The organism is Streptomyces sp. NPDC053432 (assembly GCF_055585365.1).
On the sequence record NZ_JBVJKF010000004.1, the window covers coordinates 392,396 to 418,042 of the forward strand.

21 protein-coding genes and 4 tRNA genes are annotated in these 25,647 nt (G+C 71.4%); 16 read left to right on the plus strand and 9 right to left on the minus strand.

What is annotated here, in order from left to right:
* The first annotated feature begins 2 nt into the window (after window positions 1-2).
* The 5 genes from purQ (at window position 3) to ACZ6Y1_RS10195 (ending at window position 5,935) form a co-directional block, all read left to right on the plus strand.
* Window positions 3-683, plus strand: coding sequence for a phosphoribosylformylglycinamidine synthase subunit PurQ (gene purQ / locus ACZ6Y1_RS10175; RefSeq protein WP_469625641.1), 681 nt, complete (start codon window positions 3-5; stop codon window positions 681-683).
* Entirely contained in the window at window positions 680-2,929 is a 2,250-nt protein-coding gene (gene purL / locus ACZ6Y1_RS10180; RefSeq protein ID WP_469625642.1) for a phosphoribosylformylglycinamidine synthase subunit PurL, read from the plus strand. Before purQ ends, purL begins: the two co-directional genes overlap by 4 nt.
* Window positions 2,930-3,034: 105 nt before the next feature.
* Window positions 3,035-4,297, plus strand: coding sequence for a hypothetical protein (locus ACZ6Y1_RS10185; protein ID WP_469625644.1), 1,263 nt, complete (start codon window positions 3,035-3,037; stop codon window positions 4,295-4,297).
* A 9-nt stretch (window positions 4,298-4,306) separates the two neighbouring features.
* Window positions 4,307-5,098: a maleylpyruvate isomerase family mycothiol-dependent enzyme gene (locus ACZ6Y1_RS10190; RefSeq protein WP_469625647.1), complete on the plus strand. Its 792-nt coding sequence runs from the start codon at window positions 4,307-4,309 to the stop codon at window positions 5,096-5,098.
* A gap of 39 nt (window positions 5,099-5,137) precedes the next feature.
* A complete protein-coding gene (locus ACZ6Y1_RS10195; protein ID WP_469625649.1) occupies window positions 5,138-5,935 on the plus strand; it encodes an META domain-containing protein in 798 nt (265 codons plus the stop codon).
* Window positions 5,936-6,232: 297 nt separating this feature from the next.
* Here the strand turns inward: ACZ6Y1_RS10195 and ACZ6Y1_RS10200 are convergent, their stop codons facing one another.
* Both ACZ6Y1_RS10200 and ACZ6Y1_RS10205 read right to left on the minus strand, forming a co-directional pair.
* A complete protein-coding gene (locus ACZ6Y1_RS10200; RefSeq protein ID WP_469625651.1) occupies window positions 6,233-7,714 on the minus strand; it encodes a sulfatase-like hydrolase/transferase in 1,482 nt (493 codons plus the stop codon).
* A 162-nt stretch (window positions 7,715-7,876) separates the two neighbouring features.
* Window positions 7,877-7,966: a putative leader peptide gene (locus ACZ6Y1_RS10205; RefSeq protein WP_469625653.1), complete on the minus strand. Its 90-nt coding sequence runs from the start codon at window positions 7,964-7,966 to the stop codon at window positions 7,877-7,879.
* Window positions 7,967-8,124: 158 nt separating this feature from the next.
* On the opposite strand from ACZ6Y1_RS10205, the gene purF reads away from it, so the two are divergent.
* On the plus strand, window positions 8,125-9,642 hold the full coding sequence (gene purF / locus ACZ6Y1_RS10210) for an amidophosphoribosyltransferase (protein ID WP_389612959.1): 1,518 nt from the start codon (window positions 8,125-8,127) through the stop codon (window positions 9,640-9,642).
* A 99-nt stretch (window positions 9,643-9,741) separates the two neighbouring features.
* A complete protein-coding gene (gene purM / locus ACZ6Y1_RS10215) occupies window positions 9,742-10,812 on the plus strand; it encodes a phosphoribosylformylglycinamidine cyclo-ligase (protein WP_469625655.1) in 1,071 nt (356 codons plus the stop codon).
* Between the two features lie 83 nt (window positions 10,813-10,895).
* On the opposite strand, the gene ACZ6Y1_RS10220 is transcribed toward purM, so the two are convergent.
* Window positions 10,896-11,156: a DUF3073 domain-containing protein gene (locus ACZ6Y1_RS10220; RefSeq protein WP_469625658.1), complete on the minus strand. Its 261-nt coding sequence runs from the start codon at window positions 11,154-11,156 to the stop codon at window positions 10,896-10,898.
* Window positions 11,157-11,444: 288 nt separating this feature from the next.
* Window positions 11,445-12,539: a Leu/Phe/Val dehydrogenase gene (locus ACZ6Y1_RS10225; protein WP_469625660.1), complete on the minus strand. Its 1,095-nt coding sequence runs from the start codon at window positions 12,537-12,539 to the stop codon at window positions 11,445-11,447.
* A 184-nt stretch (window positions 12,540-12,723) separates the two neighbouring features.
* On the opposite strand from ACZ6Y1_RS10225, the gene ACZ6Y1_RS10230 reads away from it, so the two are divergent.
* Both ACZ6Y1_RS10230 and bldC read left to right on the plus strand, forming a co-directional pair.
* Window positions 12,724-13,584: a DUF8083 family protein gene (locus ACZ6Y1_RS10230; RefSeq protein WP_469625662.1), complete on the plus strand. Its 861-nt coding sequence runs from the start codon at window positions 12,724-12,726 to the stop codon at window positions 13,582-13,584.
* Window positions 13,585-14,152: 568 nt separating this feature from the next.
* Window positions 14,153-14,359: a developmental transcriptional regulator BldC gene (gene bldC, locus ACZ6Y1_RS10235; RefSeq protein WP_003949541.1), complete on the plus strand. Its 207-nt coding sequence runs from the start codon at window positions 14,153-14,155 to the stop codon at window positions 14,357-14,359.
* Window positions 14,360-14,997: 638 nt separating this feature from the next.
* On the opposite strand, the gene ACZ6Y1_RS10240 is transcribed toward bldC, so the two are convergent.
* Window positions 14,998-15,071: transfer RNA gene (locus tag ACZ6Y1_RS10240), tRNA-Asp, on the minus strand.
* Window positions 15,072-15,142: 71 nt separating this feature from the next.
* Complete coding sequence (gene hrpA, locus ACZ6Y1_RS10245; RefSeq protein ID WP_469625664.1) at window positions 15,143-19,066, minus strand: ATP-dependent RNA helicase HrpA; 3,924 nt, start codon at window positions 19,064-19,066, stop codon at window positions 15,143-15,145.
* Window positions 19,067-19,736: 670 nt separating this feature from the next.
* Between hrpA and ACZ6Y1_RS10250 the strand changes: the two genes are divergently transcribed.
* Window positions 19,737-20,453: a DsbA family protein gene (locus tag ACZ6Y1_RS10250; RefSeq protein WP_469625666.1), complete on the plus strand. Its 717-nt coding sequence runs from the start codon at window positions 19,737-19,739 to the stop codon at window positions 20,451-20,453.
* Window positions 20,450-21,268: a cytochrome c biogenesis CcdA family protein gene (locus ACZ6Y1_RS10255; RefSeq protein ID WP_469625670.1), complete on the plus strand. Its 819-nt coding sequence runs from the start codon at window positions 20,450-20,452 to the stop codon at window positions 21,266-21,268. Before ACZ6Y1_RS10250 ends, ACZ6Y1_RS10255 begins: the two co-directional genes overlap by 4 nt.
* Before the next feature lie 37 nt (window positions 21,269-21,305).
* Here ACZ6Y1_RS10255 and ACZ6Y1_RS10260 read toward each other — a convergent pair.
* The 3 genes from ACZ6Y1_RS10260 to ACZ6Y1_RS10270 form a co-directional block, all read right to left on the minus strand.
* Window positions 21,306-21,379: transfer RNA gene (locus tag ACZ6Y1_RS10260), tRNA-Phe, on the minus strand.
* Between the two features lie 22 nt (window positions 21,380-21,401).
* Window positions 21,402-21,475, minus strand: a tRNA-Asp gene (locus tag ACZ6Y1_RS10265).
* Between the two features lie 38 nt (window positions 21,476-21,513).
* Window positions 21,514-21,586 (minus strand) — tRNA-Glu (locus tag ACZ6Y1_RS10270).
* Window positions 21,587-21,689: 103 nt separating this feature from the next.
* Between ACZ6Y1_RS10270 and ACZ6Y1_RS10275 the strand changes: the two genes are divergently transcribed.
* The 5 genes from ACZ6Y1_RS10275 to ACZ6Y1_RS10295 all read left to right on the plus strand — a co-directional run.
* Window positions 21,690-22,040: a metallopeptidase family protein gene (locus ACZ6Y1_RS10275; RefSeq protein WP_376657960.1), complete on the plus strand. Its 351-nt coding sequence runs from the start codon at window positions 21,690-21,692 to the stop codon at window positions 22,038-22,040.
* A complete protein-coding gene (locus tag ACZ6Y1_RS10280) occupies window positions 22,037-22,525 on the plus strand; it encodes a FluC/FEX family fluoride channel (protein WP_469625673.1) in 489 nt (162 codons plus the stop codon). The genes ACZ6Y1_RS10275 and ACZ6Y1_RS10280 overlap by 4 nt, the downstream gene beginning before the upstream one ends.
* On the plus strand, window positions 22,522-22,896 hold the full coding sequence (locus ACZ6Y1_RS10285) for a fluoride efflux transporter FluC (protein ID WP_469625674.1): 375 nt from the start codon (window positions 22,522-22,524) through the stop codon (window positions 22,894-22,896). Before ACZ6Y1_RS10280 ends, ACZ6Y1_RS10285 begins: the two co-directional genes overlap by 4 nt.
* A gap of 102 nt (window positions 22,897-22,998) precedes the next feature.
* A complete protein-coding gene (locus tag ACZ6Y1_RS10290; protein ID WP_469625676.1) occupies window positions 22,999-23,550 on the plus strand; it encodes a hypothetical protein in 552 nt (183 codons plus the stop codon).
* 292 nt (window positions 23,551-23,842) lie between these two features.
* On the plus strand, window positions 23,843-25,647 hold a 1,805-nt coding region (locus tag ACZ6Y1_RS10295; RefSeq protein ID WP_469625751.1), incomplete at its 3' end, for a DEAD/DEAH box helicase.

Genomic DNA, 25,647 nt, shown 5'->3' on the forward strand with positions numbered 1-25,647 from the left:
CGGTGACCACTCGCATCGGTGTCGTCACGTTCCCCGGAACGCTCGACGACCGTGACTCGCTGCGCGCCGTCCGCCTCGCGGGGGCCGAGCCCGTCTCGCTCTGGCACCGCGACAAAGACCTCCACCAGGTCGACGCGGTCGTCCTCGCGGGCGGCTTCTCCTACGGGGACTACCTGCGCGCCGGGGCCATCTCCCGCTTCTCGCCGGTGATGGAGACCATCATCGAGCAGGCCAAGGCGGGCATGCCCGTCCTCGGCATCTGCAACGGCTTCCAGGTCCTCACCGAGGCCCACCTGCTGCCGGGGGCGATGCTCCGCAACAACCACCTGCACTTCATCTGCCGCGACCAGAAACTGCGGGTGGAGCACGCGGAGACCGCGTGGACCGGCGACTACACCGCCGGCCAGGAGATCTCCGTACCGCTCAAGAACATGGACGGCCGGTACGTCGCCGACGAGCGCACGCTCGACGAACTGGAGGCCGAAGGCCGAGTGGCCTTCCGCTACCTCGACGTCAACCCGAACGGTTCGCTCCGCGACATCGCCGGCATCACCAACGCCGCGGGCAACGTCGTCGGCCTCATGCCCCACCCCGAGCACGCGGTCGAGCCGCTGATCGGGACGGGCCGCACCGACGGCCTCCCGTTCTTCACCTCGGTCCTGAAGAAGCTGGTCAGCGCATGAGCCTCGACACCGTCAAGAACGCCACCGAGACCCCGGACGCCTCCCAGCCCTGGAAGGAACTCGGCCTCAAGGAGGACGAGTACGCCCGGATCCGCGAGATCCTCGGCCGCCGGCCCACCGGCGCCGAGCTGGCCATGTACTCGGTCATGTGGTCCGAGCACTGCTCGTACAAGAGCAGCAAGGTCCACCTCGCCCAGTTCGGCAAGAAGGCCCCCAAGAACGACGCCATGCTCGTGGGCATCGGCGAGAACGCCGGCGTCGTCGACGTCGGCCAGGGTTACGCGGTCACCTTCAAGGTCGAGTCGCACAACCACCCCTCGTACATCGAGCCCTACCAGGGCGCGGCCACCGGCATCGGCGGCATCGTCCGCGACATCCTCGCGATGGGCGCCCGCCCGGTCGCGGTCGTGGACCCGCTGCGCTTCGGCGCCGCCGACCACCCCGACACCAAGCGCGTCCTGCCGGGCGTGGTCGCGGGCATCGGCGGCTACGGCAACTGCCTGGGCCTGCCCAACATCGGTGGCGAGGTCGTCTTCGACGAGTGCTACCAGGGCAACCCGCTGGTCAACGCCGGCTGCATCGGCGTGATGAAGCACGAGGACATCCACCTCGCCAAGGCCTCCGGCCCCGGCAACAAGGTCATCCTCTACGGCGCCCGCACCGGCGGCGACGGCATCGGCGGCGTCTCGGTCCTCGCGTCCGAGACCTTCGACGACACCAAGCCGACCAAGCGCCCCGCCGTCCAGGTCGGCGACCCGTTCCAGGAGAAGCTCCTCATCGAGTGCACCCTGGAGATCTTCAAGGAGAAGCTGGTCGCGGGCATCCAGGACCTCGGCGGCGCCGGGCTCTCCTGCGCCACCTCCGAGCTCGCCTCCGCCGGTTCCGGCGGCATGCGGGTCGAACTGGACACCGTCCCGCTGCGCGACGCGACGCTCTCGCCCGAGGAGATCCTCATGAGCGAGTCGCAGGAGCGCATGTGCGCGATCGTCGAGCCGCAGCACGTCGACCGCTTCATGGAGATCTGCGAGAAGTGGGACGTCATCGCCACCGTCATCGGTGAGGTGACCGACGGCGAGCGCCTGGAGATCTTCTGGCACGGCGAGCAGATCGTGGACGTGCCCCCGGGCACCGTCGCCCACGAGGGCCCGGTCTACAACCGCCCCTACGCTCGCCCCTCCTGGCAGGACGCCCTCCAGGCGGACGACGCGGGCGCGCTGCCGCGGCCGCAGACCTCCGAGGAGCTGCGCGCGCAGGTCCTGGCCCTGGTCTCCTCCCCGAACCAGGCGTCGAAGTCGTGGGTCACCGACCAGTACGACCGCTTCGTCCAGGGCAACACGGTGCTCTCGCAGCCCGAGGACGCCGGCATGGTCCGCATCGACGAGGAGTCCAACCTCGGCGTCGCCATGGCCACCGACGGCAACGGCCGCTACGCCAAGCTCGACCCGTACACCGGCGCGCAGCTCGCGCTGGCCGAGTCGTACCGCAACGTGGCCGCGACCGGCGCCAGGCCCCTCGCGATCTCCGACTGCCTGAACTTCGGCTCCCCCGAGGACCCGGACGTCATGTGGCAGTTCGCCGAGGCCTGCCGCGGTCTCGCGGACGGCTGCCTGGAGCTGGGCACCCCGGTGACCGGCGGCAACGTCTCGCTCTACAACCAGACCGGTGAAGTCGCGATCCACCCGACCCCGGTCGTGGCGGTCCTCGGCGTGATCGACGACGTCAACCGCCGTACGCCGATGGCGTTCTCGGAGCCCGGCCAGCTGCTGTACCTGCTGGGCGACACGGCCGAGGAGTTCGGCGGCTCGGCGTGGTCGCAGGTCGTCCACGACCACCTGGGCGGCATGCCGCCGAAGGTGGACCTGGGCCGCGAGAAGCTGCTCGGCGAGATCCTGATCTCCGCCTCGCGCGACGGCATGATCGACGCCGCGCACGACCTGTCGGACGGCGGCGTGATCCAGGCGCTCACCGAGTCCTGCCTCAAGGGCGGCAACGGTGCGCGGGTGGTGGTCCCCGAGGGTCTGGACGCCTTCACCTTCCTGTTCTCGGAGTCCGCGGGCCGCGCCATCGTGTCCGTTCCGCGCAGCGAGGAGCTCCGCTTCACCGACATGTGCGGTGCGCGGGGTCTGCCGGCCACGCGCATCGGCGTGGTGGACGGCGAGGAGATCGAGGTCCAGGGCGAGTTCACCCTCCCGCTGGCCGAGCTCCGCGAGGCCCACGAGGCGACGATCCCGGCCCTGCTGGCCTGATCCCCGCCGCCTGACGCACGGGCCCCCGGCCGGATTTCCTCCGGCCGGGGGCCCGTCGCGTTGTTAGCCTCGGTGCGGTCGCAGCCGTACCAACGGGGGGTCGGGATGTTCGCGCCACTGGAGCCGTCACGCGGGGGTCCGCTCCCGGACCGGGGCCGCCGGCGCAACGCGGTCAACGCCGTGGTGCTGCTCGCAGGCATCGGCGGCCTCGCCTTCGGCGGCTGGGCGCTGTACGACGCGTACGGGACCCACCAGGACCGCGAGGCCTCCCGCGCGCTGATCACCAAGGCGTGCGCCGGGCTCGTGGACCCCCGTGCGGTCATGGAGCTGGACGGCGGAGCCGACCGGGTCGTCCTGGGCGGCGACGACCCGCGCACGGTCGACTTCGAGACGATCCCCGACAGCTGCGTCCTGAGCCGCCTGGAGGAGGACGCCCTCGGCCACGACTTCAAGTACGGCCACTTCCGGCTGTCCCTGACGGGTCTGCCGCAGGCACGCGACCTGCACACGACCGACGACCCCTGGGACGGCCCGTTCGAGCCCCGGCGCGTCGGCGCGAAGGGCGATGCCACCGCACGGACCCGGTTCCCGGACCGGATGCCGCTGGGGGACGGAGGGCTCGGGGACTACGGCCCCGAGGACGTGACCGTCGTGGCCCGGTGCGAGCAGCCGGCCAGGGCGGGTACGACCTCGCTGATCGTGACGGCCACTTCTCCCGGCACCCTCCACGAGGCGCAGGACCGACCGATTCTGGCCCGGCTGGCCCGTCAGGCCGCCGAGCGGGCCGCCGGGAAGTACGGCTGCCGGACGCAGCTGGCCGAACTCCCGGGTGAGCTGCCGCCTCCCGTGACCGCTCTCGAACCGGTGGGCGAGCGGACGGACAGCTGCGGCTGGTACGCCGCCCACCTGAGGACCGCCGAGCGCGACCGGCTCCCCGACCGGGCCGCCGGCGTCCCCCTCGGCGGGTCCACCCGTGAGGAGGGCTGCCTGCTGGCGATGAGCCCGGAGGGCACCGAGCGGGTGCTCGGCCTGCTCACCCCGGCGGAGCGGGAGGAGATCATCGGCAGCCTGAAGTACTTTCCCTGGTGGCTGCGGACCCGCGCGTATTTCGGGGACGACGCGGCGGCCGTCGCCGTCCCCGGCCTGCGCAGCCCCGATCCGGTGATCCCCGGGAAGGCCGGACGCCTCGGGGACGTGCTCTACGGCTCGATGACCTGCCAGGGGCGTACGGCCACGGTCACCGCGGCCGCCCCCTTCCGCTACAGGTCCGTGCTCGGCCCCCGCCTCGGCGCGCTGTTCACGGCGTACGCCCAGGACGTGGCCGCGCGGCGCGGCTGCACGGACCTCGTGCTTCCCCCGCCCGAGTAGGGTCGGAGGATGCCGCCCGCCAGGAAGAAGCAGCGCACCTACGACCCCGCGAAGATCCGCGCCGCCGTGACCGCCCAGTTCGGTCACGTCGCCGCCGCGGTGCGGGAGTTGGGCCCCGGGCAGCTGGCGCTGCCCAGCGGGCTCGGGGAGTGGTCCGTGGCCGAACTCTGCGCCCACGTCGCCTGGATCGCCGACTCGCTGGCCGCAGGGCTCGCCCGGCCGCCCGCCGCCGTCCCCGAGCTGACGGTCGCCGAGTGGCCCTTCGCCACCGCCTCCCTCGCCGGGAAGATCTCCGAGGCGGCCCGGGAGACGCTCACCGGCGCCCCGCTCCCCGAGCTCTACGAGCGGGCGGGCGCCCGGCTGGCGGAACAGCTGGCGGCCAACCCGGGCAGCCGGGTGCTGGAGCTGTGGATCGGCGACATGACCCTCGCCGACTTCCTGGTCACCCGGACCGTCGAGCTGGTGGTCCACACCGACGACCTGAACCGGGCCACCGGACTGGACGTCCCGATCGACCGGCAGGCCCTCGCCGCCTGCACCCGGCTGCTCGCCGACGCCCTCGCGCTGAAGGCGCCGGGCGGCTCGGTCGAGGTACGTGTGCCGCCCTTCGCGGTGGTCCAGTGCATCGAGGGGCCCCGCCACACCCGCGGCACCCCGCCGAACGTGGTCGAGACCGACCCGCTGACCTGGCTCCGGCTCGCGACGGGCCGTACGGGATGGGCCGAGGCCCTGGACGCGGCGCGGGTCCGCGCCAGCGGCGAGCGGGCCGACCTGTCCGCGCTGCTGCCGCTGATGAGCTGACCCGTGGAACCGCCCGCGCGGCCGCCCCGTCCCAGGGGCATGCGTAGATACCGGTACGTCCACGCCCCGGCGGCCCTCGTGGCCCTCGTACTCGCCCTGACCGGCTGCGGCCGGTCCCAGGATCCCGGGGCCCCACTCCCCGACGTCGTGGGGTCCTGGTCGGTGGAGTCCCTGACCACCGGGGGCCGGACCCTGCACGGGCCGGAGTCCGCCCGTGTGGACATCGGGCAGGACCGGGCCACGGGGGTCTACGGCTGCAACGGCTTCAGCGCGCGGCTCGTGCTCGACGGAACCTCCGCCATGACCGTCACCCCCGGCGTCTCGACCCTCACGAGCTGCGCGGACCTGGATTTCGAGACGGAGTTCGCCAAGCTCTTCAAGGGCCGCCTGACCATCGACCGCGGCCCCGACCGGCTCACCCTCAAGACCGCGGACGGGAGCACCATCGCCATGACCCCCAGGCCCCCGGCGGTGGACGCCCCGCTCACGGCCACCGAGTGGACCGTCGACGCCACGCTCAACGGCGGCACGGCGACCTCCCTGCCCGTGGAGGCGGCCGGCAAGGCCCGCTTCACGATCACCGACGGCACCGCGGCCGGCAGCCTCGGCTGCAACCGCTTCAGCGCAGGCGCCACCGTCGACGGGTCCACCCTCACCTTCGGGCCGCTCACCTCCACCCGGATGGCCTGCGAGGGCCAGGTGGGAGCGGTGGAGCGGGCGCTGACCGACCTGTTCGGCAGCGGTCCGCTCACCTGGAGGATCCAGGAGCACACGCTCACCCTCACCGCCCCCGACGGCAACGGCCTCACCGCGCAGGCGGCCTCCGCCGCGGAATGACCGGCCCGGGCGCGGCTTCCCCCCGGCCCCGCGCCCTCCCGCCCGGCCTGGCGCCCCCCGGCCCGGCCCCGCGCCCCCGCGCCCCCACGCCCCCACGCCCCGCCCGGCGCCGGCCTTCCCGGCCCGCTCCCTCCCGCCCGGCCGCTCCTTCCCCGCCCGGCCTGGCGCCCCCCGGCCCGGCCCCGCGCCCCCACGCCCCCACGCCCCGCCCGGCGCCGGCCTTCCCGGCCCGCTCCCTCCCGCCCGGCCGCTCCTTCCCCGCCCGGTCCCGCCCCGGTCAGGCCGGCCCCGCCCCGGTCAGCCCGGGTACGGCAGCAGGCCCGCGTCCGTCTTCTCCCAGGCGGCCTTCAGCTCCGCGAGCCGGGCCGGCTCCACGGCCGCCTTGTCGGCCTGCTCCCGGATGTCCCCGGCGAGGTTGAAGAGCTGGTCCCGGCCGGACTTGCCGCGGTAGTACTTCCAGTCGCCGCGGCGCAGCGCCCGCTCCCCGCGCACCCGCCAGAACAGGTTCCGCTCGGCCACGCGCTCGCCGCGCAGCAGGTACCCGGCCAGGCTCACCCCGTCCAGCGGGTACGCCCGGTTCGGCCGGGTCCCCGCCAGCTCCAGCAGGGTGGCCGTCCAGTCCGGGCTGAAGACCGGGACGTGACTGACCTGGCCGCCGTCCAGGCGCGCGGGCCAGCGCACGATGTTCGGCACCCGGATCCCGCCCTCCTGCAGCGAGGCCTTGTTGCCGGAGAGCGGCCAGTTGTAGGAGAACCGCTCGCCGCCGTTGTCGCTGGAGAAGACCACGACGGTGTCGCGGGCCTGTCCCGAGCGGTCGAGGGCGCGCAGCACCTCGCCGATGGAGCGGTCCAGGTCCTCGACCATCTCCTTGTACTTCTCGACCGAGCCGCCGTCCTGGTGCCACAGCGCGCGCCCGTCACCCGCCTTGATCCGCCGGACGATCTCGGCGCTCTGCTCGGTGTCGCCGTCCGCGATCCACGGCCAGTGCGGGGTGGTGAAGTTGAGGTTCAGCAGCCACGGCCTGCCGCCGTGGTCGCGGGAGACGTACTCGCTCGCCCGCTCGGTGATGATCCGCGTGTAGTAGCGCAGGTCCTTGTACTCGGCGTCGCCCTCGTAGAGGTCGTACTCGCCGCCCAGCCCCAGCTTGGAGTAGTACTCCAGCGCCCCGCCGAAGTTGCCGAAGAACTCGTCCCAACCGGACTTGGTCGGGCTGTAGTCGGGCAGGTAGCCCGCATGCCACTTGCCGATCAGCGCGGTGGCGTAGCCGGACTCCTTCAGCAGCGAGGCCAGCGTCGGATGCGTCGGCTCCAGGCCCGCCGACTTGTCGGCGATCGGCTCGGCCAGCCCGCCCTTGGTGCGGCCCGGGTAGCGGCCCGTGTACAGGCTGAAGCGGGTCGGGGAGCAGGTCGCGGAGCCGGAGTAGGCGTCGGTGAAGCGGACGCCCTGGCGGGCGAGGCGGTCCAGGTTCGGCGTCTTGATGTGCGGTGACCCGTACGAGGACAGGTCGGCCCAGCCGAGGTCGTCCCCGAGGATGAACAGGATGTTCGGCCGCTTCGACTGCCGCCCGTGAGCGGCCCGGAACTCGCGCTCCTGCTGGCCGGCGTCCTGCGCCGCGGCGGCGGCCGGAGCCGCTCCGAGGCCCACGGCGGCGGTGGCCGCGGTCACGCCGACGGCGCCGCCGAAGGCACGGCGGGACAGGTGGGATTCATACGAAGACACAGGCACTCCAAGGCATGACGACGCAGCCGGCCGACGGCCGCGCGGGACGGCGCGCGGCATCGGCGGCAGGCGCCGGCGAACGGCGAGAACAAGCCGCGGGGACGGCGGGAGAAAGCAGCGGAAAAGGGCGCGGAGCGGCCGAACGGTCAAGGCCCGCCTGGGCCCGGAGGGGCCGGAGAGGGGGAAGTGCTCAGCCAGGGGTCGCCGCGCCGCGCCGTACGGCTACGGGCGACAGATGGCGCTCGCGACACGGACCAGGTCTACGTGGCGGCGCTCGACGAGGGTGACGGAACGGTCACCGGGAGGCTGCATGGGGCGAGAGCCTGTACGAATGCGCTTGTAGATGTCAACAAGTGATCCGGATGCCGAGACGCCACCCAGAGCGGAGCGTCCGGTCACCCTCCGTGCTGTGAGATTTCCCGGCCGTCGCGAATTCGGACCAGTGGTCGATCTCGCCTACACTCGGTGTCGTGCCTCGTGGTGATGGACGACTCAACCACGACCTGCTCCCCGGCGAAAAGGGCCCCCAGGACGCTTGCGGCGTCTTCGGTGTCTGGGCTCCGGGTGAAGAGGTCGCCAAGCTCACCTACTTCGGACTGTATGCATTGCAGCACCGCGGACAAGAGTCCGCGGGAATCGCTGTGAGCAACGGTTCCCAGATCCTCGTCTTCAAGGACATGGGACTTGTTTCCCAGGTCTTCGACGAAACCTCCCTCGGTTCGCTCCAAGGTCATATCGCGGTCGGTCACGCCCGCTACTCGACCACCGGAGCCTCCGTCTGGGAGAACGCTCAGCCCACTTTCCGGGCGACCGCCCACGGCTCCATTGCCCTGGGTCACAACGGCAACCTGGTGAACACCGCCGAGCTCGCCGAGATGGTCGCCGACCTCCCGCGTCAGGACGGCCGTGCCACCCAGGTGGCCGCCACCAATGACACCGACCTCGTGACCGCCCTCCTCGCCGGCCAGACCGACGACGACGGCAAGCCCCTGACCATCGAGGAGTCGGCCGCCAAGGTCCTGCCTCAGGTCAAGGGCGCCTTCTCGCTCGTCTTCATGGACGAGGGGACCCTCTACACCGCCCGTGACCCGCAGGGCATCCGCCCGCTGGTCCTCGGCCGCCTCGAGCGCGGCTGGGTGGTCGCCAGCGAGACCGCCGCCCTCGACATCTGCGGCGCCAGCTTCGTCCGCGAGGTCGAACCCGGCGAGCTCATCGCGATCGACGAGAACGGTCTGCGCACCTCCCGATTCGCGGAAGCGAAGCCCAAGGGGTGTGTGTTCGAGTACGTCTACCTGGCGCGCCCGGACACCGACATCGCCGGCCGGAACGTGTACCTCTCGCGTGTCGAGATGGGCCGCCGCCTGGCCAAGGAAGCCCCGGTCGAAGCCGACCTGGTGATAGCGACGCCGGAGTCGGGTACGCCCGCCGCCGTCGGATACGCCGAGGCCAGCGGGATCCCGTACGGCTCCGGCCTGGTCAAGAACGCCTACGTGGGCCGGACCTTCATCCAGCCCTCGCAGACGATCCGCCAGCTCGGCATCCGCCTCAAGCTCAACCCCCTCAAGGAAGTCATCCGGGGCAAGCGCCTGGTGGTCGTCGACGACTCGATCGTCCGCGGCAACACCCAGCGGGCCCTCGTGAAGATGCTCCGCGAGGCCGGCGCGGCCGAGGTCCACATCCGGATCTCCTCGCCGCCGGTGAAGTGGCCGTGCTTCTTCGGCATCGACTTCGCCACCCGGGCCGAGCTGATCGCCAACGGCATGACGGTCGACGAGATCGCCACGTCGCTCGGCGCGGACTCGCTCTCCTACATCTCGCTCGACTCGATGATCGAGGCGACGACCATCCAGAAGCCGAACCTCTGCCGTGCCTGCTTCGACGGCGAGTACCCGATGGAGCTGCCCGATCCGCAGCTCCTCGGCAAGCAGCTGCTGGAGAACGAGCTGGCCGGCGGCACGGACGCCGCCGACGCGCTCCGTCGCCCGTAGGTCCTGCGAGACCGGCTCCACCTGCGCCGGGCCCTGCCTTTCAAGCTTTGCCCAGGGCCCGGCACCACACGCAGTAACGACACGAAAGCTCTCCCTGTCATGACAGAGAAGACCACCGGTGCCAGCTACGCAGCCGCGGGCGTCGACATCGAAGCGGGAGACCGCGCCGTCGAGCTGATGAAGGAGTGGGTGAAGAAGACGCAGCGCCCCGAGGTCCTCGGCGGCCTCGGCGGCTTCGCCGGCCTCTTCGACGCCTCCGCCCTCAAGCGCTACGAGCGCCCGCTGCTGGCCTCCGCCACCGACGGGGTCGGCACGAAGGTCGACATCGCCCGCCAGATGGGCGTCTACGACACGATCGGCCACGACCTGGTCGCGATGGTCATGGACGACATCGTGGTCTGCGGCGCCGAGCCGCTCTTCATGACCGACTACATCTGCGTCGGCAAGGTGCACCCCGAGCGTGTCGCGGCCATCGTCAAGGGCATCGCCGAGGGCTGTGTCCTCGCCGGCACCGCCCTGGTCGGCGGCGAGACCGCCGAGCACCCGGGCCTGCTGGGCCCGGACGACTTCGACGTGGCGGGCGCCGGCACCGGTGTCGTCGAGTACGACCGGCTGCTGGGCGCGGATCGTATCCGTACGGGGGACGCCGTCATCGCGATGGCTTCGTCCGGCCTTCACTCGAACGGGTACTCGCTGGTCCGGCACGTGCTCTTCGACCGGGCCGGGATGTCGCTGGAGCAGGAGGTCGCGGAGCTCGGCCGGACCCTCGGCGAGGAACTCCTGGAGCCCACCAAGATCTACTCGCTGGACTGCCTGGCCCTCACCCGTACGGCCGAGGTCCACGCCTTCTCGCACATCACCGGCGGCGGACTCGCGGCGAACCTGGCCCGGGTGATCCCGGACCACCTGCACGCCACGGTCGACCGTACGACCTGGGCCCCCGGCGCGATCTTCGATCTGGTCGGCAAGGCCGGTCAGGTGGAGCAGCTGGAGCTGGAGAAGACCCTGAACATGGGCGTCGGCATGATGGCCGTCGTTCCGCAGGAGTCGGTGGAAGTGGCGCTGACCGCCCTGGCCGACCGGGGCGTCGACGCCTGGGTCGCCGGAGAGATCCTCGACCGCGGCGACCGCACCGAGGGCGCGACCCTCACCGGTTCCTACGCGAGCTGAGCAGCACTGAAACCCGGCCCTGGGCTATGCCCGGGACCGGGTTTCGGTCTTTGCTCTCTGGTGCGGACGACGCCCAGGAAGCGTCAAGCGCCGCGACGCTGCACCGACGGACCGGACTCTTCGTCCTCGTCCTCGTCGTCGTCGTTGTACCGAGCCGCGTACTGAGCGTACGGGTCGTCGTCGTCCAGATCGTCATCGACTTCGACCGGCTCGCTGATAGGCAGCGGCTCTGTCGGCGATGCGCCCAGCTCATTGGCCAGACGCGAGAGGTCAGTCCCGCCGCTGTTGTACTTCAGCTGGCGGGCGACCTTTGTCTGCTTGGCCTTGGCCCGGCCGCGCCCCATGGCTCGACCCCCTCGGTGACGGGGCTCGACGGCCCCAGAGTCTGACACGCGTTCATGGTTCGGAGCGGGCTCTCCGTGGAGAGACCGTCCGTAGGGGTTTAACGGTACCTGCTTCCGCGGCCATACGGTACGCCGCCCGCATGACGCGCCCCGGTGCAGAACCAACAAGGCGCCCCGTCCTCGCTGGTCACCGCGATTTTAACGCTTTCCTGGCTCGCGACCCGCCGAAGTGCAGTGAGTTCTGTCTCCCCGCACCCCGGCGGGCGCACCGAAGTGTCCCGGGAGGGGTCAGACCGCGCGGGCGGCGCGGGCGTCTGCCATCCGCTGCTCGGCGATCCGGTCCGCCGCGGCGGCCGGCGGGATGCCGTCCGACTTAGCGCGAGCAAAGATCTCCAGGGTGGTGTCGAAGATCTTCGTGGCCTTGGCCTTGCAGCGGTCGAAGTCGAAACCGACCAGCTCGTCGGCGACCTGGATCACGCCGCCGGCGTTGACCACGTAGTCCGGGGCGTAGAGGATCCCGCGGTCTTCGAGGTCCTTCTCGATGCCGGCGTGTGCGAGCTGGTTGTTGGCCGCGCCGCAGACGATCCGGGCGGTGAGGGCCGGCACGGTCTCGTCGTTCAGGGCGCCGCCCAGCGCGCAGGGGGCGTAGATGTCCAGGCCCTCGACGCGGATCAGCGCGTCGGTGTCGGCGACCGCGGTGACCTTGCCCGGGTGCTTGTCGAGGATCCGCTGCACGGACTCCTCGCGCACGTCCGTGATCACGACCTCGGCGCCGTCCGCCAGCAGGTGCTCGACCAGGTAGTGACCGACCTTGCCGACGCCGGCGACGCCGACCTTGCGGCCGCGCAGCGTCGGGTCGCCCCACACGTGCTGGGCGCTGGCGCGCATGCCCTGGAAGACACCGAAGGCGGTGAGCACCGAGGAGTCACCCGCGCCGCCGTTCTCGGGGGAGCGGCCAGTGGCCCAGCGGGTCTCGCGGGCCACGACGTCCATGTCGGCCACGAAGGTGCCGACATCGCAGGCCGTCACGTAGCGGCCGCCGAGGGACTCCACGAACCGGCCGTAGGCCAGGAGCAGTTCCTCGGACTTCAGGACGTCGGGATCGCCGATGATCACGGCCTTGCCGCCGCCCAGGTCGAGACCGGCGAGGGCGTTCTTGTACGACATGCCGCGCGAGAGGTTGAGCGCGTCCCGGACGGCCTCCTCGTCGGAGGCGTACGCGTGGAAGCGCGTGCCGCCGAGGGCCGGGCCCAGGGCGGTGGAGTGGATGGCGATGACGGCCTTGAGGCCGGTGGCGCGGTCCTGGCACAGCACGACTTGCTCGTGTCCGCCCTGCTCCGTGCGGAACAGGGTGTGCAGGACGCCGTCAGACATTTCGGTCACGGTGGTGACTCCCATGGAAGAGATGCGGCGGATTTCACGCGCTCCCTGTGGGTGGGGGAGAACGCGTGTGAGCAGAGTAAGACCTCCCGGCCGTGCGCAGGTGACCTGTCCAGAGATCGGAACTCTCCCGGAGCGCGAGCGGGTCCGCGGAGTACTGCGGTGCCGCCGGGGGGAGTACGACAGCGTGAGTGAAACCCCCGATTCCCCAAGGCCCGCGGTGCGCCCGGCGCCGACCGTTCCGTACGCCTCCTACCTGCGCGTCTACGAGCCGCTCGCGGCCTTCCCCGAGCCGGAGCGCGCGCACTGGGCCGACTACGCCCGCCGCGGGACGGCCCCGACGGCCCAGGACGAACTGCGCCGGTCCCTCACCGATCTGGTGCGGGTCCCCGTGGTGGGGGTGCCGGCCCACGAGAGCGCGGACGCATTCACGGCGGAGGTCGACGGGGTGCTGCTGGTCTGCCCGTGGCGCACCAGGCTGCGCGGCTGGCTGGCGCTCCAGGAGCTGGTCGAGTGGTTTCCGGGGCCGGTGCTCGACGCGGCGCTCCCGCCGGCCGCGCGCAGGAGGGCGTCCGAGGAGTACGAGCGCTGGCGCGAGCGGAACCCGGACGCCCGGCCGTGGATCCGTACGGGGGTGTGGCAGGTCCCGCTGCGCTGGTTCGTGCTGGTGGCCGACGACGAACGGGAGTACCTGCCCGGCGAACGGCTGCGCTACCGGACGCCCATGGTGCAGGCCCGCCGCCGGCTCGCCCGGGCGCTGCGGACCCTGCGGGAGGCGGCGGGCCAGGGCTACGAGCCGCTCGCCGAAGGGCTGGTGGAGGTCGGGAGCTGGCTGGAGGAGTTCCATCCGAAGTCGATGGTCGAGCTGGACTACGGCGGACTGCTGCACGCGCTGCCGGCCGACGGGCTGGCGGCCGACCGGTCCGCGGGACAGCTGGCGGCAGGGGTCGAGGCGCTTCGGGCCGGTGATGCCAGAGGGGCGGCCGAGGCGTACGGGGAGCTGGCGGACCGGTGGAGGGCGGTCCGGGAGAGACTGTTCGCGAATTAGCGGGGCCGGCGCTCACCCGGCCGCGGAGGGCCCGCCGACACCGTTCCGTACCGGTGCGTACCGGCCGATCGGTCACAAGCCGCTGATCAGGTGCCCGATCATGTCATTCGGGACGTAGTTCCAGGACCTTCGTCCCGATACGGGCCATTGGCCCAAGCGTGACGGACCGCACTAACTACACCCTTGCGCCCTTCCCCTACCCTCGTGCCAAAATAGGACAAGGAGTCCGGGGAGGGTTCCTTCCGCCCAACTAAGGGCGGAATGCTCGGCATTGCGCTCTACGGGGGGTCTGACGACTCCTGATTGTTCTGTGACTGATCGTCACAGTGGGGTGACTGTCCGTTATGGGGCGGTCCATCGGGCTTCCGCCGCTGATGAACACCTCGGAGGGCAATTCCGTCGGTTTGGCCCTTGGGGCTGGACGGATGGTGTAGTTGTAGTGCCGAGGACAAGCCGTTCGTCCTATAACCGACTCGGCCCGCGTATGTCCATTTCGGGCAACGCGGGCCAAGGTGCAGAATTTAGAGGAAAGAACCGAGATGGTTCGGTTCTCCCGAGGAGGCCGCTCATGACCGCTCGCACCCCTGATGCCGAGCCGCTGCTGACCCCGGCTGAGGTTGCCACCATGTTCCGTGTGGACCCGAAGACGGTTACCCGCTGGGCCAAGGCCGGCAAGCTCACGTCCATCCGCACCCTGGGTGGACACCGCCGTTACCGCGAGGCCGAGGTCCGCGCACTGCTTGCGGGAATTCCGCAGCAGCGCAGCGAGGCCTGAGGTTCGCAGCACCCCTTTTAGGGGACATCTCCCGGCAGCAGCCGGGGGAGGGTCTGAATCGGGTCCCCCAATCCGAGGACACCCACACAGCTTCATGCGACGTGACCTGCCCCAACAGGTTTCTGTCGTCCGATCGCGCTGGACTCCGCCGGGTCCAGCGCGATCTTTTTTTATGCGCTGGTCAGGGCGGTGGGGGGTGCCGGCGGCCGAGCCGACGGCAGGGTGCCATTGCACATATTAAATTGAGACCGCGTAGGGGCGTGATAAATGTGCGAGTCCCAAAAACTCGTGCGGTGACTCCCGTCACAGATGATCACTCTTGTATTTCCGGCATTGCACCCCGTAAGGGGACGTGCGCGACGGAGCGCCTCATGCGAACGGGGGATTCTCGGGGCGAAGGCCGCCGGAGCGGGGCTCACCGGCCGACCGGTCGGTAACCGGACCCGTCGATGAGGATCTATGCGCCCCAGTGAGGGCCTATGCGGCCCCCTGAGGCCCTCCGGGGAGCCTCCCGGCCACGGGGAGCCGGGTGGCGTGGGCGGCGCCTCCAGGGTGGCTCCAAGGCCGCCCGGCCCGACCGGGCCTGTCAAAGCGTCAGGGCCCGTATCCCCTGGGGGATACGGGCCCTGACGTTGTTGCGATCCTGACGGGACTTGAACCCGCGACCTCCACCTTGACAGGGTGGCGAGCTAACCAACTGCTCCACAGGACCTTGCTTCGCAGCCGATCGGCGTGGCTGCGAAACAGACTGTACAGCAGCTCAGGGGGTGCGGTCGAACCCGATCACGGGGCCGCCGCGTCCACCGCCTTCACGATGCGCTTGTCGGAGATCGGATACGCCGTGCCGAGCGCGTGCGCGAAGTAGCTCACCCGCAGCTCCTCGATCATCCAGCGGATGTCCGTGACGGCCGACGGCACGGGCCGGCCCTTGGGCAACTGCTCCAGCAGCCAGGCGTACTCGTCCTGCATCTCGTGCACCTTCTCCATGCGCGTGGTGTCGCGCTGGACGCCGGTGGGCATCTGCTGGAGCCGCCGGTCCGCCGCCACCAGGTAGCGCATCAGGTCGGGCAGCCTGCGCAGCCCGGTGAGGGTCACGAAGCCGGCCGGCATGAGCGCCGCCAGCTGCGACTTCACGTCCTGGATGTTCGCGACCAGGGCCAGGCTGCTCGTGGACTTCAGCCGCCGCTCGCAGGCCTGCCAGGCGGCCAGCACCTGCTGGACCTGGCTCACCGTCCGCACGGTGGTGTCCACCAGGTCGGCGCGGACCGCCTCGTAGAGCCTGCGGAAGCCCGCCTCGTCCCACGCGGGGCCGCCGTGGTCGGCGATCAGCTTGTCGGTCGCCGCGGTGGCGCAGTCGTCGAACAGCGCCTGGATGGAGCCGTGCGGGTTCCTGGAGAGGGCCAGCTTCTGCTGGTTCGTCAGGTGGTCCGAGGCGAACTTCGCGGGATTGACCGGGATGTTCAGCAGGATGAGGCGCCGGGTGCCCAGCCACATCGCCTGCTGCTGCTCGGCCTCCGTGTCGAAGAGCCGTACGGAGACCGTCGAGCCCTCGTCCACCAGCGCCGGGTACGCCTTCACCGGCTGCCCCGCCCGCCGGGTCTCGAAGACCTTGGCCAGCGTGCCGATCGTCCAGTCGGTCAGCCCGGTCCGCTCCACCGACTCCCCGCCGGCCCGCTCGGCGGTGGCCGCGGCGGCCTTGGACAGCGCCTGGCGTGCCTTCGGCTTCAGCTTCAGCCGCAGGGCCTCCAGGTCCTTGTCCTCGGCGAGCTTCTTGCGGCGCTCGTCGACGATCCGGAAGGTGATCTTCAGGTGGTCCGGGATCCGGGTCAGGTCGAAGTCCTCGGCCGAGACCGGAACCCCCACCATCCGCTGCAGCTCGCGCGCCAGGGTCACCGGCAGCGGCTCCTGCAGGGGCACGGCCGTGTCCAGGAACCGGCCCGCGTAGTTCGGCGCGGGCACGTAGTGCCGGCGGATCGGCTTCGGGAGGGAGCGGATCAGCTCGGTGACGACCTCCTCGCGCAGGCCCGGGATCTGCCAGTCGAAGCCCTGGTCGGTGACCTGGTTCAGCACCTGGAGCGGGATGTGGACGGTGACGCCGTCCGCGTCCGCGCCCGGCTCGAACTGGTAGGTCACCCGGAACTTCAGGCGCCCCTGCATCCAGCTGTCCGGGTAGTCGGCCTTGGTGACCCCCGCCGCCTTCTCCGTCAGCAGCATCTCGCGCTCGAAGTCGAGGAGTTCGGGCTCCTCGCGCCTCTTGTGCTTCCACCAGGAGTCGAAGTGCGCCCCCGACACCACGTGCTCGGGGATCCGCTGGTCGTAGAAGTCGAAGAGCGTCTCGTCGTCCACCACGATGTCGCGGCGCCGGGCCCGGTTCTCCAGCTCCTCGACCTCGGTGAGGAGCTTGCGGTTGTCGGCGTAGAACTTGTGGTGGGTGCGCCAGTCGCCCTCGACCAGCGCGTTGCGGATGAACAGCTCGCGCGAGACCTCGGGGTCGATCCGGCCGTAGTTGACCTTCCGCTGGGCCACGATCGGTACGCCGTACAGCGTGACCTTCTCGTACGCCATGACCGCAGCCTGGTCCTTCTCCCAGTGCGGCTCGCTGTACGTGCGCTTGATCAGGTGCTGGGCCAGGGGCTCCACCCACTCGGGCTCCACCTTGGCGTTGACCCGGGCCCACAGCCGCGAGGTCTCCACCAGCTCGGCCGACATCAGGAACTTCGGCTGCTTCTTGAAGAGCGCCGACCCGGGGAAGACCGCGAACTTGGCGGACCGGGCGCCCAGGTACTCGTTCTTGTCGGTGTCCTTGAGCCCGATGTGTGAGAGCAGACCGGCCAGCAGCGAGATGTGGACGCTCGTCTCCGGGGCGTCGGCCTCGTTGACGTGGATGCCCATGGTCTTCGCGACCGTGCGCAGCTGCGAGTAGATGTCCTGCCACTCGCGGATCCGCAGGAAGTTCAGGTACTCCTGCTTGCACATCCGGCGGAACGAGGACGAGCCGCGCTCCTTCTGCTGCTCGCGGACGTACCGCCAGAGGTTGAGGAAGGCCAGGAAGTCGGAGGTCTCGTCCTTGAACCGGGCGTGGTTCTGGTCGGCCTGCGTCTGCTTGTCCGAGGGCCGCTCGCGCGGGTCCTGGATGGACAGGGCCGCCGCGATGACCATCACCTCGCGGACGCAGTTGTTCTTGTCGGCCTCGACGACCATGCGGGCCAGGCGGGGGTCGACCGGGAGCTGGGAGAGCTTGCGGCCCATCGGGGTGAGCCGCTTCCTGTGGTCCTTCTCCGCCGGATCCAGGGCCCCGAGCTCCTGGAGGAGCTGCACGCCGTCGCGGATGTTGCGGTGGTCCGGCGGGTCGATGAAGGGGAACTTCTCGATCTCGCCGAGGCCGGCCGCGGTCATCTGGAGGATGACGGAGGCCAGGTTCGTACGCAGGATCTCCGCGTCCGTGAACTCCGGACGGCTGTTGAAGTCGTCCTCCGAGTACAGCCGGATGCAGATGCCGTCGCTGGTACGGCCGCAGCGACCCTTGCGCTGGTTGGCGCTGGCCTGCGAGATCCGCTCGATGGGCAGCCGCTGCACCTTGGTGCGGTGGCTGTAGCGGGAGATCCGGGCGGTGCCCGGGTCGATCACGTACTTGATGCCCGGGACGGTGAGGGAGGTCTCGGCGACGTTGGTCGCGAGGACGATCCGGCGGCCGGTGTGGGGCTGGAAGACGCGGTGCTGCTCGGCGTGCGAGAGCCGGGCGTAGAGCGGGAGCACCTCCGTGAACCGGAGCTTCTTCTTGATCAGCGCGTCGGCGGTGTCGCGGATCTCGCGCTCCCCGGAGAGGAAGACCAGGATGTCGCCCGCCCCCTCCGCCTGCAGCTCGTCGACCGCGTCGCAGATGGCGGTGATCTGGTCCCGGTCGCTCTCCTCGCTGTCCTCCTCCAGGAGGGGCCGGTAGCGGACCTCGACCGGGTACGTCCGGCCGCTGACCTCGACGATCGGGGCGTCCCCGAAGTGCCGGGAGAAGCGTTCCGGGTCGATGGTCGCCGAGGTGATGACGACCTTGAGGTCGGGGCGCTTGGGGAGCAGCGTGGCCAGGTAGCCGAGCAGGAAGTCGATGTTCAGCGACCGCTCGTGGGCCTCGTCGATGATGATCGTGTCGTAGGCGCGCAGCTCGCGGTCCGTCTGGATCTCGGCGAGCAGGATGCCGTCGGTCATCAGCTTCACGAAGGTCGCGTCCTGGTCCACCTGGTCGGTGAACCGGACCTTCCAGCCGACCGTCTGGCCGATCTCGGACTTCAGCTCCTCCGCGATCCGCTCCGCGACCGTGCGGGCGGCGATCCGGCGGGGCTGGGTGTGCCCGATCATGCCCCGGACGCCGCGGCCCAGCTCCATGCAGATCTTGGGGATCTGCGTGGTCTTGCCGGAGCCGGTCTCGCCCGCGACGATCACGACCTGGTGGTCGCGTATCGCCTCGGCGATCTCGTCCTTCTTCTGGCTGACGGGCAGGTTCTCGGGATACGTGACCTCGGGCATGCGCGAGGCACGGCCGGCCAGTCGCTCGGCGGCCTTCGCGGCCTCCGCTGCGATCTCGTCGAGCACGGCCTGCTTGGCCTCGGGCTTGCGGATACGGCGGGCGCCTTCTAGGCGGCGGCCGAGGCGGTGCGCGTCGCGGAGGGAGATCTCACCGAGAAGCGTCTGCAGGGCGGCGAAGGAAGTAGACATACCTGATCGAGGATCTCACCTGGTCCCTCCGGGTGGCGAACGCATTTGTCGGGCGGACCCGTACCATTTCGGGACGAGTCCCCCCGCCGCCCACCGTGAGAGGCCCCACGCATGCCCGTCGCCTCCGGCGCGGACCGTTCCGGTCGCGGGGGTCCGGGGCTCCGCCCCTGCCCGCCGTGCGCCCCCGGTCCCCCCGCCCGGGCCGGGCATGCCAGCCCGACCGGCGACCCCCCAGCCTCGCCGGCGTTTGAGGCGCGGGGGCCGCTCCAGCCTCGCCGGCGTTTGAGGCGCGGGGTCTGGGGCGGAGCCCCAGGGAACGGTGGAAGGGCGGGTAGGGGACCAGCCCCGCGCAGCGGCACCCGGCACGGCCCGCCAGCATCGGCACCCCGGCCCGGCCCGCCGGGCAAGGGCCGCCGGGCCCGGGCGCGCGCCGGGGCACCTCCTCGGGCGTCGAACCCGCGGAGGCACCGGCAAGCGCGGCGTGGTTGCGTTCGACGCCCTGCGGGGGCACCCCACCGCACACCCGACCCCGCCGGCGCGGGGGTGGCAGCCGGGGCCGACCGGGCCCGCGTACGACACCCTGCGGGGGCACCCGCCGCGCACACCCGACCCCGGCGGCACGAGGCCGCTCGTCATACATCCGATCCGTAGTCATGGAGCCCGTACCCGTATGTCTTCCCGCACGTCCCCCCGGCCCTTCCTGATCTCCGCCGGGGTCGCCCTCGCCGCCGTCACCCTCGGGATCGTGTCCTGGCAGGCCACCGCCCCGGCGGAGAAGGGGTCCGGCGGGGCGGTGGCCGCCGCGCCGCCCCGCGAGGACCCCGCCGCCGCGCAGCTGAGGGCGCTCGCCCGCCGCGACGCCGGCGACGCGCTCGCCGTGGGCCGCACCGACGCGCCCGTCGTACTCATCGCGTACTCCGACTTCAAGTGCGGCTACTGCGCGAAGTTCGCCCGCGACACCGAGCCCGAACTGGTGAAGAAGTACGTGGCCGACGGCACCCTCCGCATCGAGTGGCGCAACTTCCCGATCTTCGGCGCCGAATCCGAGGCCGCCGCCAAGGCCGCCTGGTCGGCGGGTCAACAGGGCAGGTTCCAGCAGTTCCACGCCGCCGCGTACGCCGAGGGCTCCAAGGAGAAGGGTTTCGGCGGGGACCGGCTGCTGGAACTGGCCCGCGAGGCCGGCGTCCCCGACCTGGAGCGCTTCACGGCGGACATGGCCGGGGACGAGGCCGCCGCGGCCCTGAAGAAGGACCAGGAAGAGGGCTACCGGATCGGCGTCAGCTCCACCCCGTCCTTCCTGGTGGGCGGCAAGCCGATCGCCGGAGCCCAGCCGCTCCGGGCGTTCGAGACCGCCATCGCCGAGGCCGGGGCGGCGGCGCAGCGGTGACCATCGGATACCTGGCCGCCCTGCTCGGCGGCCTCCTCGCCCTGCTCAGCCCGTGCAGCGCACTGCTGCTGCCCGCCTTCTTCGCGTACTCGATCGATTCGGCCTCGCGGCTGCTGGCCCGTACCGCCATCTTCTACGCCGGCCTGGCCAGCACCCTCGTACCGCTGGGCGCGGCCGGTTCGTACGCCGGGCGGTTCTTCCACGGCAACCGCGACGCCCTCGTCCTCGTCGGCGGCTGGCTGATCATCGCCCTCGGGCTCGCGCAGATCCTGGGCCTCGGCTTCGCCCCGAGGCGGATCTCGGAGCTGTCCGGACGGATCCGGCCGACCACCGCCCTGTCGGTGTACGCGCTGGGGGCGGTCTACGGGCTGGCCGGGTTCTGCGCTGGCCCGATCCTCGGGAGCGTCCTGACGGTGGCGGCGGTCAGCGGCAGCCCCGTCTACGGCGGACTGCTGCTGGCGGTCTACGCGCTGGGGATGGCCGTACCGCTGTTCGTGCTCGCGGTGCTCTGGGAGCGGTTCGAGCTCGGGCGGCGGCGCTGGCTGCGCGGCCGGGCGCTGACGGTGGGCCGTTTCGAGCTGCACACGACGTCGTTGCTGTCCGGGCTGTTCTTCATCGCCCTGGGCGCGCTGTTCCTCCTCTACGACGGGGCGAGCGCGCTGCCGGGCCTGCTCGACGTGGACGACTCGTACGCGGTGGAGGAGTGGGTGCGTTCGGTGGCGGACGCGGTCCCGGACTGGGCGGTGCTCGGGACGGTCGTGGCCGGGGCGGCGGTCTTCCCGCTGGTGCGGCGCCGGGCGGGCCGGGAGGAGTAACGCAGGAAGCCCCGTCCGAGGACGGGGCTTCCACACGTGGTCGGGGCCGGGGTCGAACCGGCGACCTATCGCTTTTCAGGCGATCGCTCGTACCAACTGAGCTACCCGACCAGGAGACCGTTTCCGGTCTCGGCGATCCTGACGGGACTTGAACCCGCGACCTCCACCTTGACAGGGTGGCGAGCTAACCAACTGCTCCACAGGACCTTGCAATGTGCGAGACAAGTCTCGCACACGGTAATGCGTACCCCCAACGGGATTCGAACCCGTGCTACCGCCTTGAAAGGGCGGCGTCCTGGGCCACTAGACGATGAGGGCTAAAGACCCACCGGGCACTTTCCAGCGCGTCGGGGACGTGAGAAGCATATGGGATCCGGGGAGGTATCGCCAAAACGGTTTCCCCCGGGGGGACAATGGCCCGGTGCTGGAGATGACGCGCGAGGAGTTCGAAGAGCTCGTCGCAGAGGCGCTGGACCGGATTCCGCCGGAGCTGACGCGGCTGATGGACAACGTGGCGGTGTTCGTCGAGGACGAGCCTCCCGCCCACGATCCGGAGCTGCTCGGACTGTACGAGGGGACCCCGCTGACGGACCGCGGCGAGTGGTACGCCGGGGTGCTGCCGGACCGGATCACCATCTACCGGAACCCCACGTTGCGGATGTGCGAGGACCGGGAGAGCGTGGTCGCGGAGACGGAGGTCACCGTGGTCCACGAGATCGCCCATCACTTCGGCATCGACGACGACCGGCTGCACGCCCTGGGGTACGGGTGACCAGGCCGGTCCCCGGTGCCGAGGCGATCGATCCGGACGTCGACCTCCATGTGCCGGCGCAGCGCGCCGAACCGCAGGGCCGGGTGCTCGCGGCGGTGGCGGCGGGCGGGGCCCTCGGGGCTTCGGCGCGGTACGCGGTCTCCCTGCTGTGGCCGGCCGCGGGCGGGGACTTCCCGTGGGCGACCCTGTGGGTCAACGCGGCCGGGTGCGGGCTCATCGGCGTGCTGATGGTGCTGATCAGCGAGGGCGGCCGGTCGGCGCATCCGCTGGTGCGGCCGTTCGCCGGCGTGGGCGTGCTCGGCGGCTTCACCACCTTCTCCACCTACGCCGTGGACTTCTCGCGGCTCCTGGACGCGGGCCAGGCCGACCGGGCGCTGGGGTACGCCGGGCTCACGGTGGCGGCCGCGATGGGCGCGGTGTGGGCGGCCGCCTCGGTGGCGCGGCTGGTGCTCCGGTGGCGGGCGGGCCGGGTGGCGGCCCGGTGAAGTGGCTCCTCGTGGCGGCGGGGGCCGTCGTCGGCGCGCCGCTGCGCTACCTGACGGACCGGGCCGTGCAGTCCCGCCACGACTCGGTGTTCCCCTGGGGGACCTTCGTGGTGAACGCGACGGCGTGCCTGGTGCTGGGGGTGCTGACCGGGGCGGCGCTGGCCGGGGCGGCCTCGTCGTGGCTGGTGCTGCTGGTGGGGCCGGGGCTGTGCGGGGCGCTGAGCACGTACTCGACGTTCTCGTACGAGACCCTGCGGCTCGTCGAACGCGGCTGGACGTTCCTGGCCACCGCGAACGTGCTGGCGTCGGTGCTGGTCGGGCTCGGTGCGGTGCACCTCGGGTCGGAGCTGGCCCGGCAGCTGTTCGCCTGAGGGCGTGTCCCATGCGGGGCAAAGGGAGTTGGGCACATCGACCCGCTAGTGGACGCCACTGGCCGACCCGTTCCCAGGCTCCGGAGGTGCCCTGTGCGCCAGTTGTCCGCTCCCCTCCGACTGGCCGTCACCGCGCTCGCGGTCGCGGCCACGGCGGGCTGCATGAGCGTCGGCCAGGACGAGGCGAAGCCCGGTCCCTCCTCCTCTTCGGACCACCGGGGCGGTGCCGTGGCGGGCGGAGGTTCCGCTTCCGGGAAGGGCGCCGGGGTGCACGGCGCCGGCCGCGGCACGAAGGGCGGTGCGGGGAATCAGGACGGCAGGGCCGAAGGCGACGGCAAGGCGTCCGGCGCGACCGGCGCCTCGCCCGGCCCGGGCGCGCCGACCGGCCGACCGGGGGCGCCGGCGCCGTCGGTGGGCCCGGGCGGGGGCGCGGGCGGCCAGGGCCCCCAGCAGCCGCCGACCGGTGGATCCGGCGGTTCCGGTGGTTCCGGCGGTACGGGAGGCTCCGGCGGGGCGGGTGGCTCGGGTGGGCAGCAGTCGGCCAGCCCGACCCCGCCGCCGGCCACCACCCCTCCTGTGACCGAACCCACTCCCACCCCGTCGACCCCGCAGCCGGAGCCCAGCAGCCAGCCCGGGCCGGGCCCCCAGGCCTAGGGTCAGGGCCCGCCATGGCCGCCCCTCCCCTCGATCTGCGGAATCGGTGCAGGTCAGGTGGGTTTCTCCCGGAGTGACTTGCCAGACCCCGGGGAGGGTGCGTATGGTTATAGATCGTTTGATCCCATTGCCCGGCGCCGAATCCGAAGAGCGCCGTGTGGCGCGTACTCTCCCTAGCCGTGGCTGACCGCATTGAGGCGGTCGATTTGCGATTCACGGAGTTTGGGCGCGTGCCGAGACTCCGGAAGGTTTCGCATTTCGCATGTCCATTTCCAGTTCTGACCGCGCCGTCATGCCCGAGAACGACTCGAACGAGCTCGTCACCGACGAGATCATCGAGGCGCTCGAGGCCGACGTGACGACCGACCAGTCCCTCGACCCCGTCGACTCCCTCGACGACGAGGCCGACGACGCCGACACCGAGCCCACGATCACCTTCGCCGACCTCGGTCTGCCGGAGGGCGTCGTGCGAAAGCTCGCGCAGAACGGCGTCACCACCCCCTTCCCGATCCAGGCCGCGACCATCCCGGACGCCCTGGCCGGCAAGGACATCCTCGGCCGTGGCCGCACCGGCTCCGGCAAGACCCTCTCCTTCGGTCTGCCGACCCTGGCCCAGCTGGCCGGCGGCTCCACCGACAAGAAGAAGCCCCGCGCGATCATCCTGACGCCGACGCGTGAGCTCGCGATGCAGGTCGCGGACGCCCTCCAGCCCTACGGCGACGTGCTCGGCCTGAAGATGAAGGTCGTCTGCGGCGGCACCTCGATGAGCAACCAGATCTACGCCCTGGAGCGCGGCGTCGACATCCTCGTCGCCACCCCGGGCCGTCTGCGCGACATCATCAACCGTGGCGCCTGCTCCCTGGAGAACGTCTCCGTCGCGGTCCTCGACGAGGCCGACCAGATGGCCGACCTGGGCTTCCTGCCCGAGGTCACCGAGCTGCTCGACCAGATCCCCGAGGGCGGCCAGCGCATGCTCTTCTCCGCCACGATGGAGAACGAGATCGGCACCCTGGTCAAGCGCTACCTGTCCAACCCCGTCACCCACGAGGTCGACAGCGCGCAGGGCAACGTCACGACCATGACGCACCACGTCCTCGTCGTGAAGCCGAAGGACAAGGCGCCGGTCACGGCCGCCATCGCCGCCCGCAAGGGCCGCACCATCATCTTCGTCCGCACCCAGCTGGGCGCCGACCGCATCGCCGAGCAGCTCGTCGAGGCCGGTGTGAAGGCCGACGCGCTGCACGGCGGCATGACGCAGGGCGCCCGTACCCGCGTCCTCGCGGACTTCAAGGACGGCTACGTCAACGCCCTCGTCGCCACCGACGTCGCCGCCCGCGGCATCCACGTCGACGGCATCGACCTGGTCCTGAACGTGGACCCGGCCGGCGACCACAAGGACTACCTGCACCGCTCGGGCCGTACCGCCCGCGCCGGCAAGTCGGGCGTCGTGGTCTCCCTGGCCCTGCCGCACCAGCGCCGCCAGATCTTCCGCCTGATGGAGGACGCGGGCGTCGACGCCTCGCGCCACATCGTCCAGGGCGCCGGCGCCTTCGAGCCGGAGGTCGCCGAGATCACCGGTGCCCGGTCGCTGACCGAGGTCCAGGCCGACTCCGCGAACAACGCCGCCAAGCAGGCCGAGCGCGAGGTCGCCGAGCTCACCAAGCAGCTGGAGCGCATGACGCGCCGTGCCGCCGAACTGCGCGAGGAGGCCGACCGCCTGGTCGCCCGCTCCGCGCGGGAGCGCGGCGAGGACCCGGATGCCGCTGTCGCCGAGGTCGCCGCCGTCGCCGAGGCCGAGGTCGCGGCTGCCGCCGCAGCCGCTGCCGCCGAACTGGCCGCGCAGGAGCGCCGCGAGGAGAACCGCGCCCAGCGCGACGACCGCGGCAACTTCGAGCGTCGTGACAACCGCGGTGGCGACCGCGGCGGTTTCCGCCGTGACGACCGCGGCGACCGCGGTGGCGACCGGGGTGACCGTGGCGGCTTCCGCCGTGACGACCGTGGCGACCGCGGTGGTGACCGTGGCGGCTTCCGCCGTGACGACCGTCCGTCCTCGGGTGGTTTCCGTCGTGACGACCGTCCGTCGGGTGGCTTCAACCG

Excerpts from the sequence above, each read along its gene's own strand:
- ACZ6Y1_RS10250 (WP_469625666.1), top strand. The coding sequence starts at position 19,737 with ATGTCTTCCCGCACGTCCCCCCGGCCCTTCCTGATCTCCGCCGGGGTC.
- ACZ6Y1_RS10190 (WP_469625647.1), top strand. The coding sequence starts at position 4,307 with ATGCCGCCCGCCAGGAAGAAGCAGCGCACCTACGACCCCGCGAAGATC.
- purM (WP_469625655.1), top strand. The coding sequence starts at position 9,742 with ATGACAGAGAAGACCACCGGTGCCAGCTACGCAGCCGCGGGCGTCGAC.
- purL (WP_469625642.1), top strand. The coding sequence starts at position 680 with ATGAGCCTCGACACCGTCAAGAACGCCACCGAGACCCCGGACGCCTCC.
- ACZ6Y1_RS10185 (WP_469625644.1), top strand. The coding sequence starts at position 3,035 with ATGTTCGCGCCACTGGAGCCGTCACGCGGGGGTCCGCTCCCGGACCGG.
- ACZ6Y1_RS10205 (WP_469625653.1), bottom strand. The coding sequence starts at position 7,966 with ATGCAGCCTCCCGGTGACCGTTCCGTCACCCTCGTCGAGCGCCGCCAC.
- bldC (WP_003949541.1), top strand. The coding sequence starts at position 14,153 with ATGACCGCTCGCACCCCTGATGCCGAGCCGCTGCTGACCCCGGCTGAG.
- ACZ6Y1_RS10200 (WP_469625651.1), bottom strand. The coding sequence starts at position 7,714 with ATGCCGCGCGCCGTCCCGCGCGGCCGTCGGCCGGCTGCGTCGTCATGC.
- ACZ6Y1_RS10195 (WP_469625649.1), top strand. The coding sequence starts at position 5,138 with ATGCGTAGATACCGGTACGTCCACGCCCCGGCGGCCCTCGTGGCCCTC.
- hrpA (WP_469625664.1), bottom strand. The coding sequence starts at position 19,066 with ATGTCTACTTCCTTCGCCGCCCTGCAGACGCTTCTCGGTGAGATCTCC.
- ACZ6Y1_RS10220 (WP_469625658.1), bottom strand. The coding sequence starts at position 11,156 with ATGGGGCGCGGCCGGGCCAAGGCCAAGCAGACAAAGGTCGCCCGCCAG.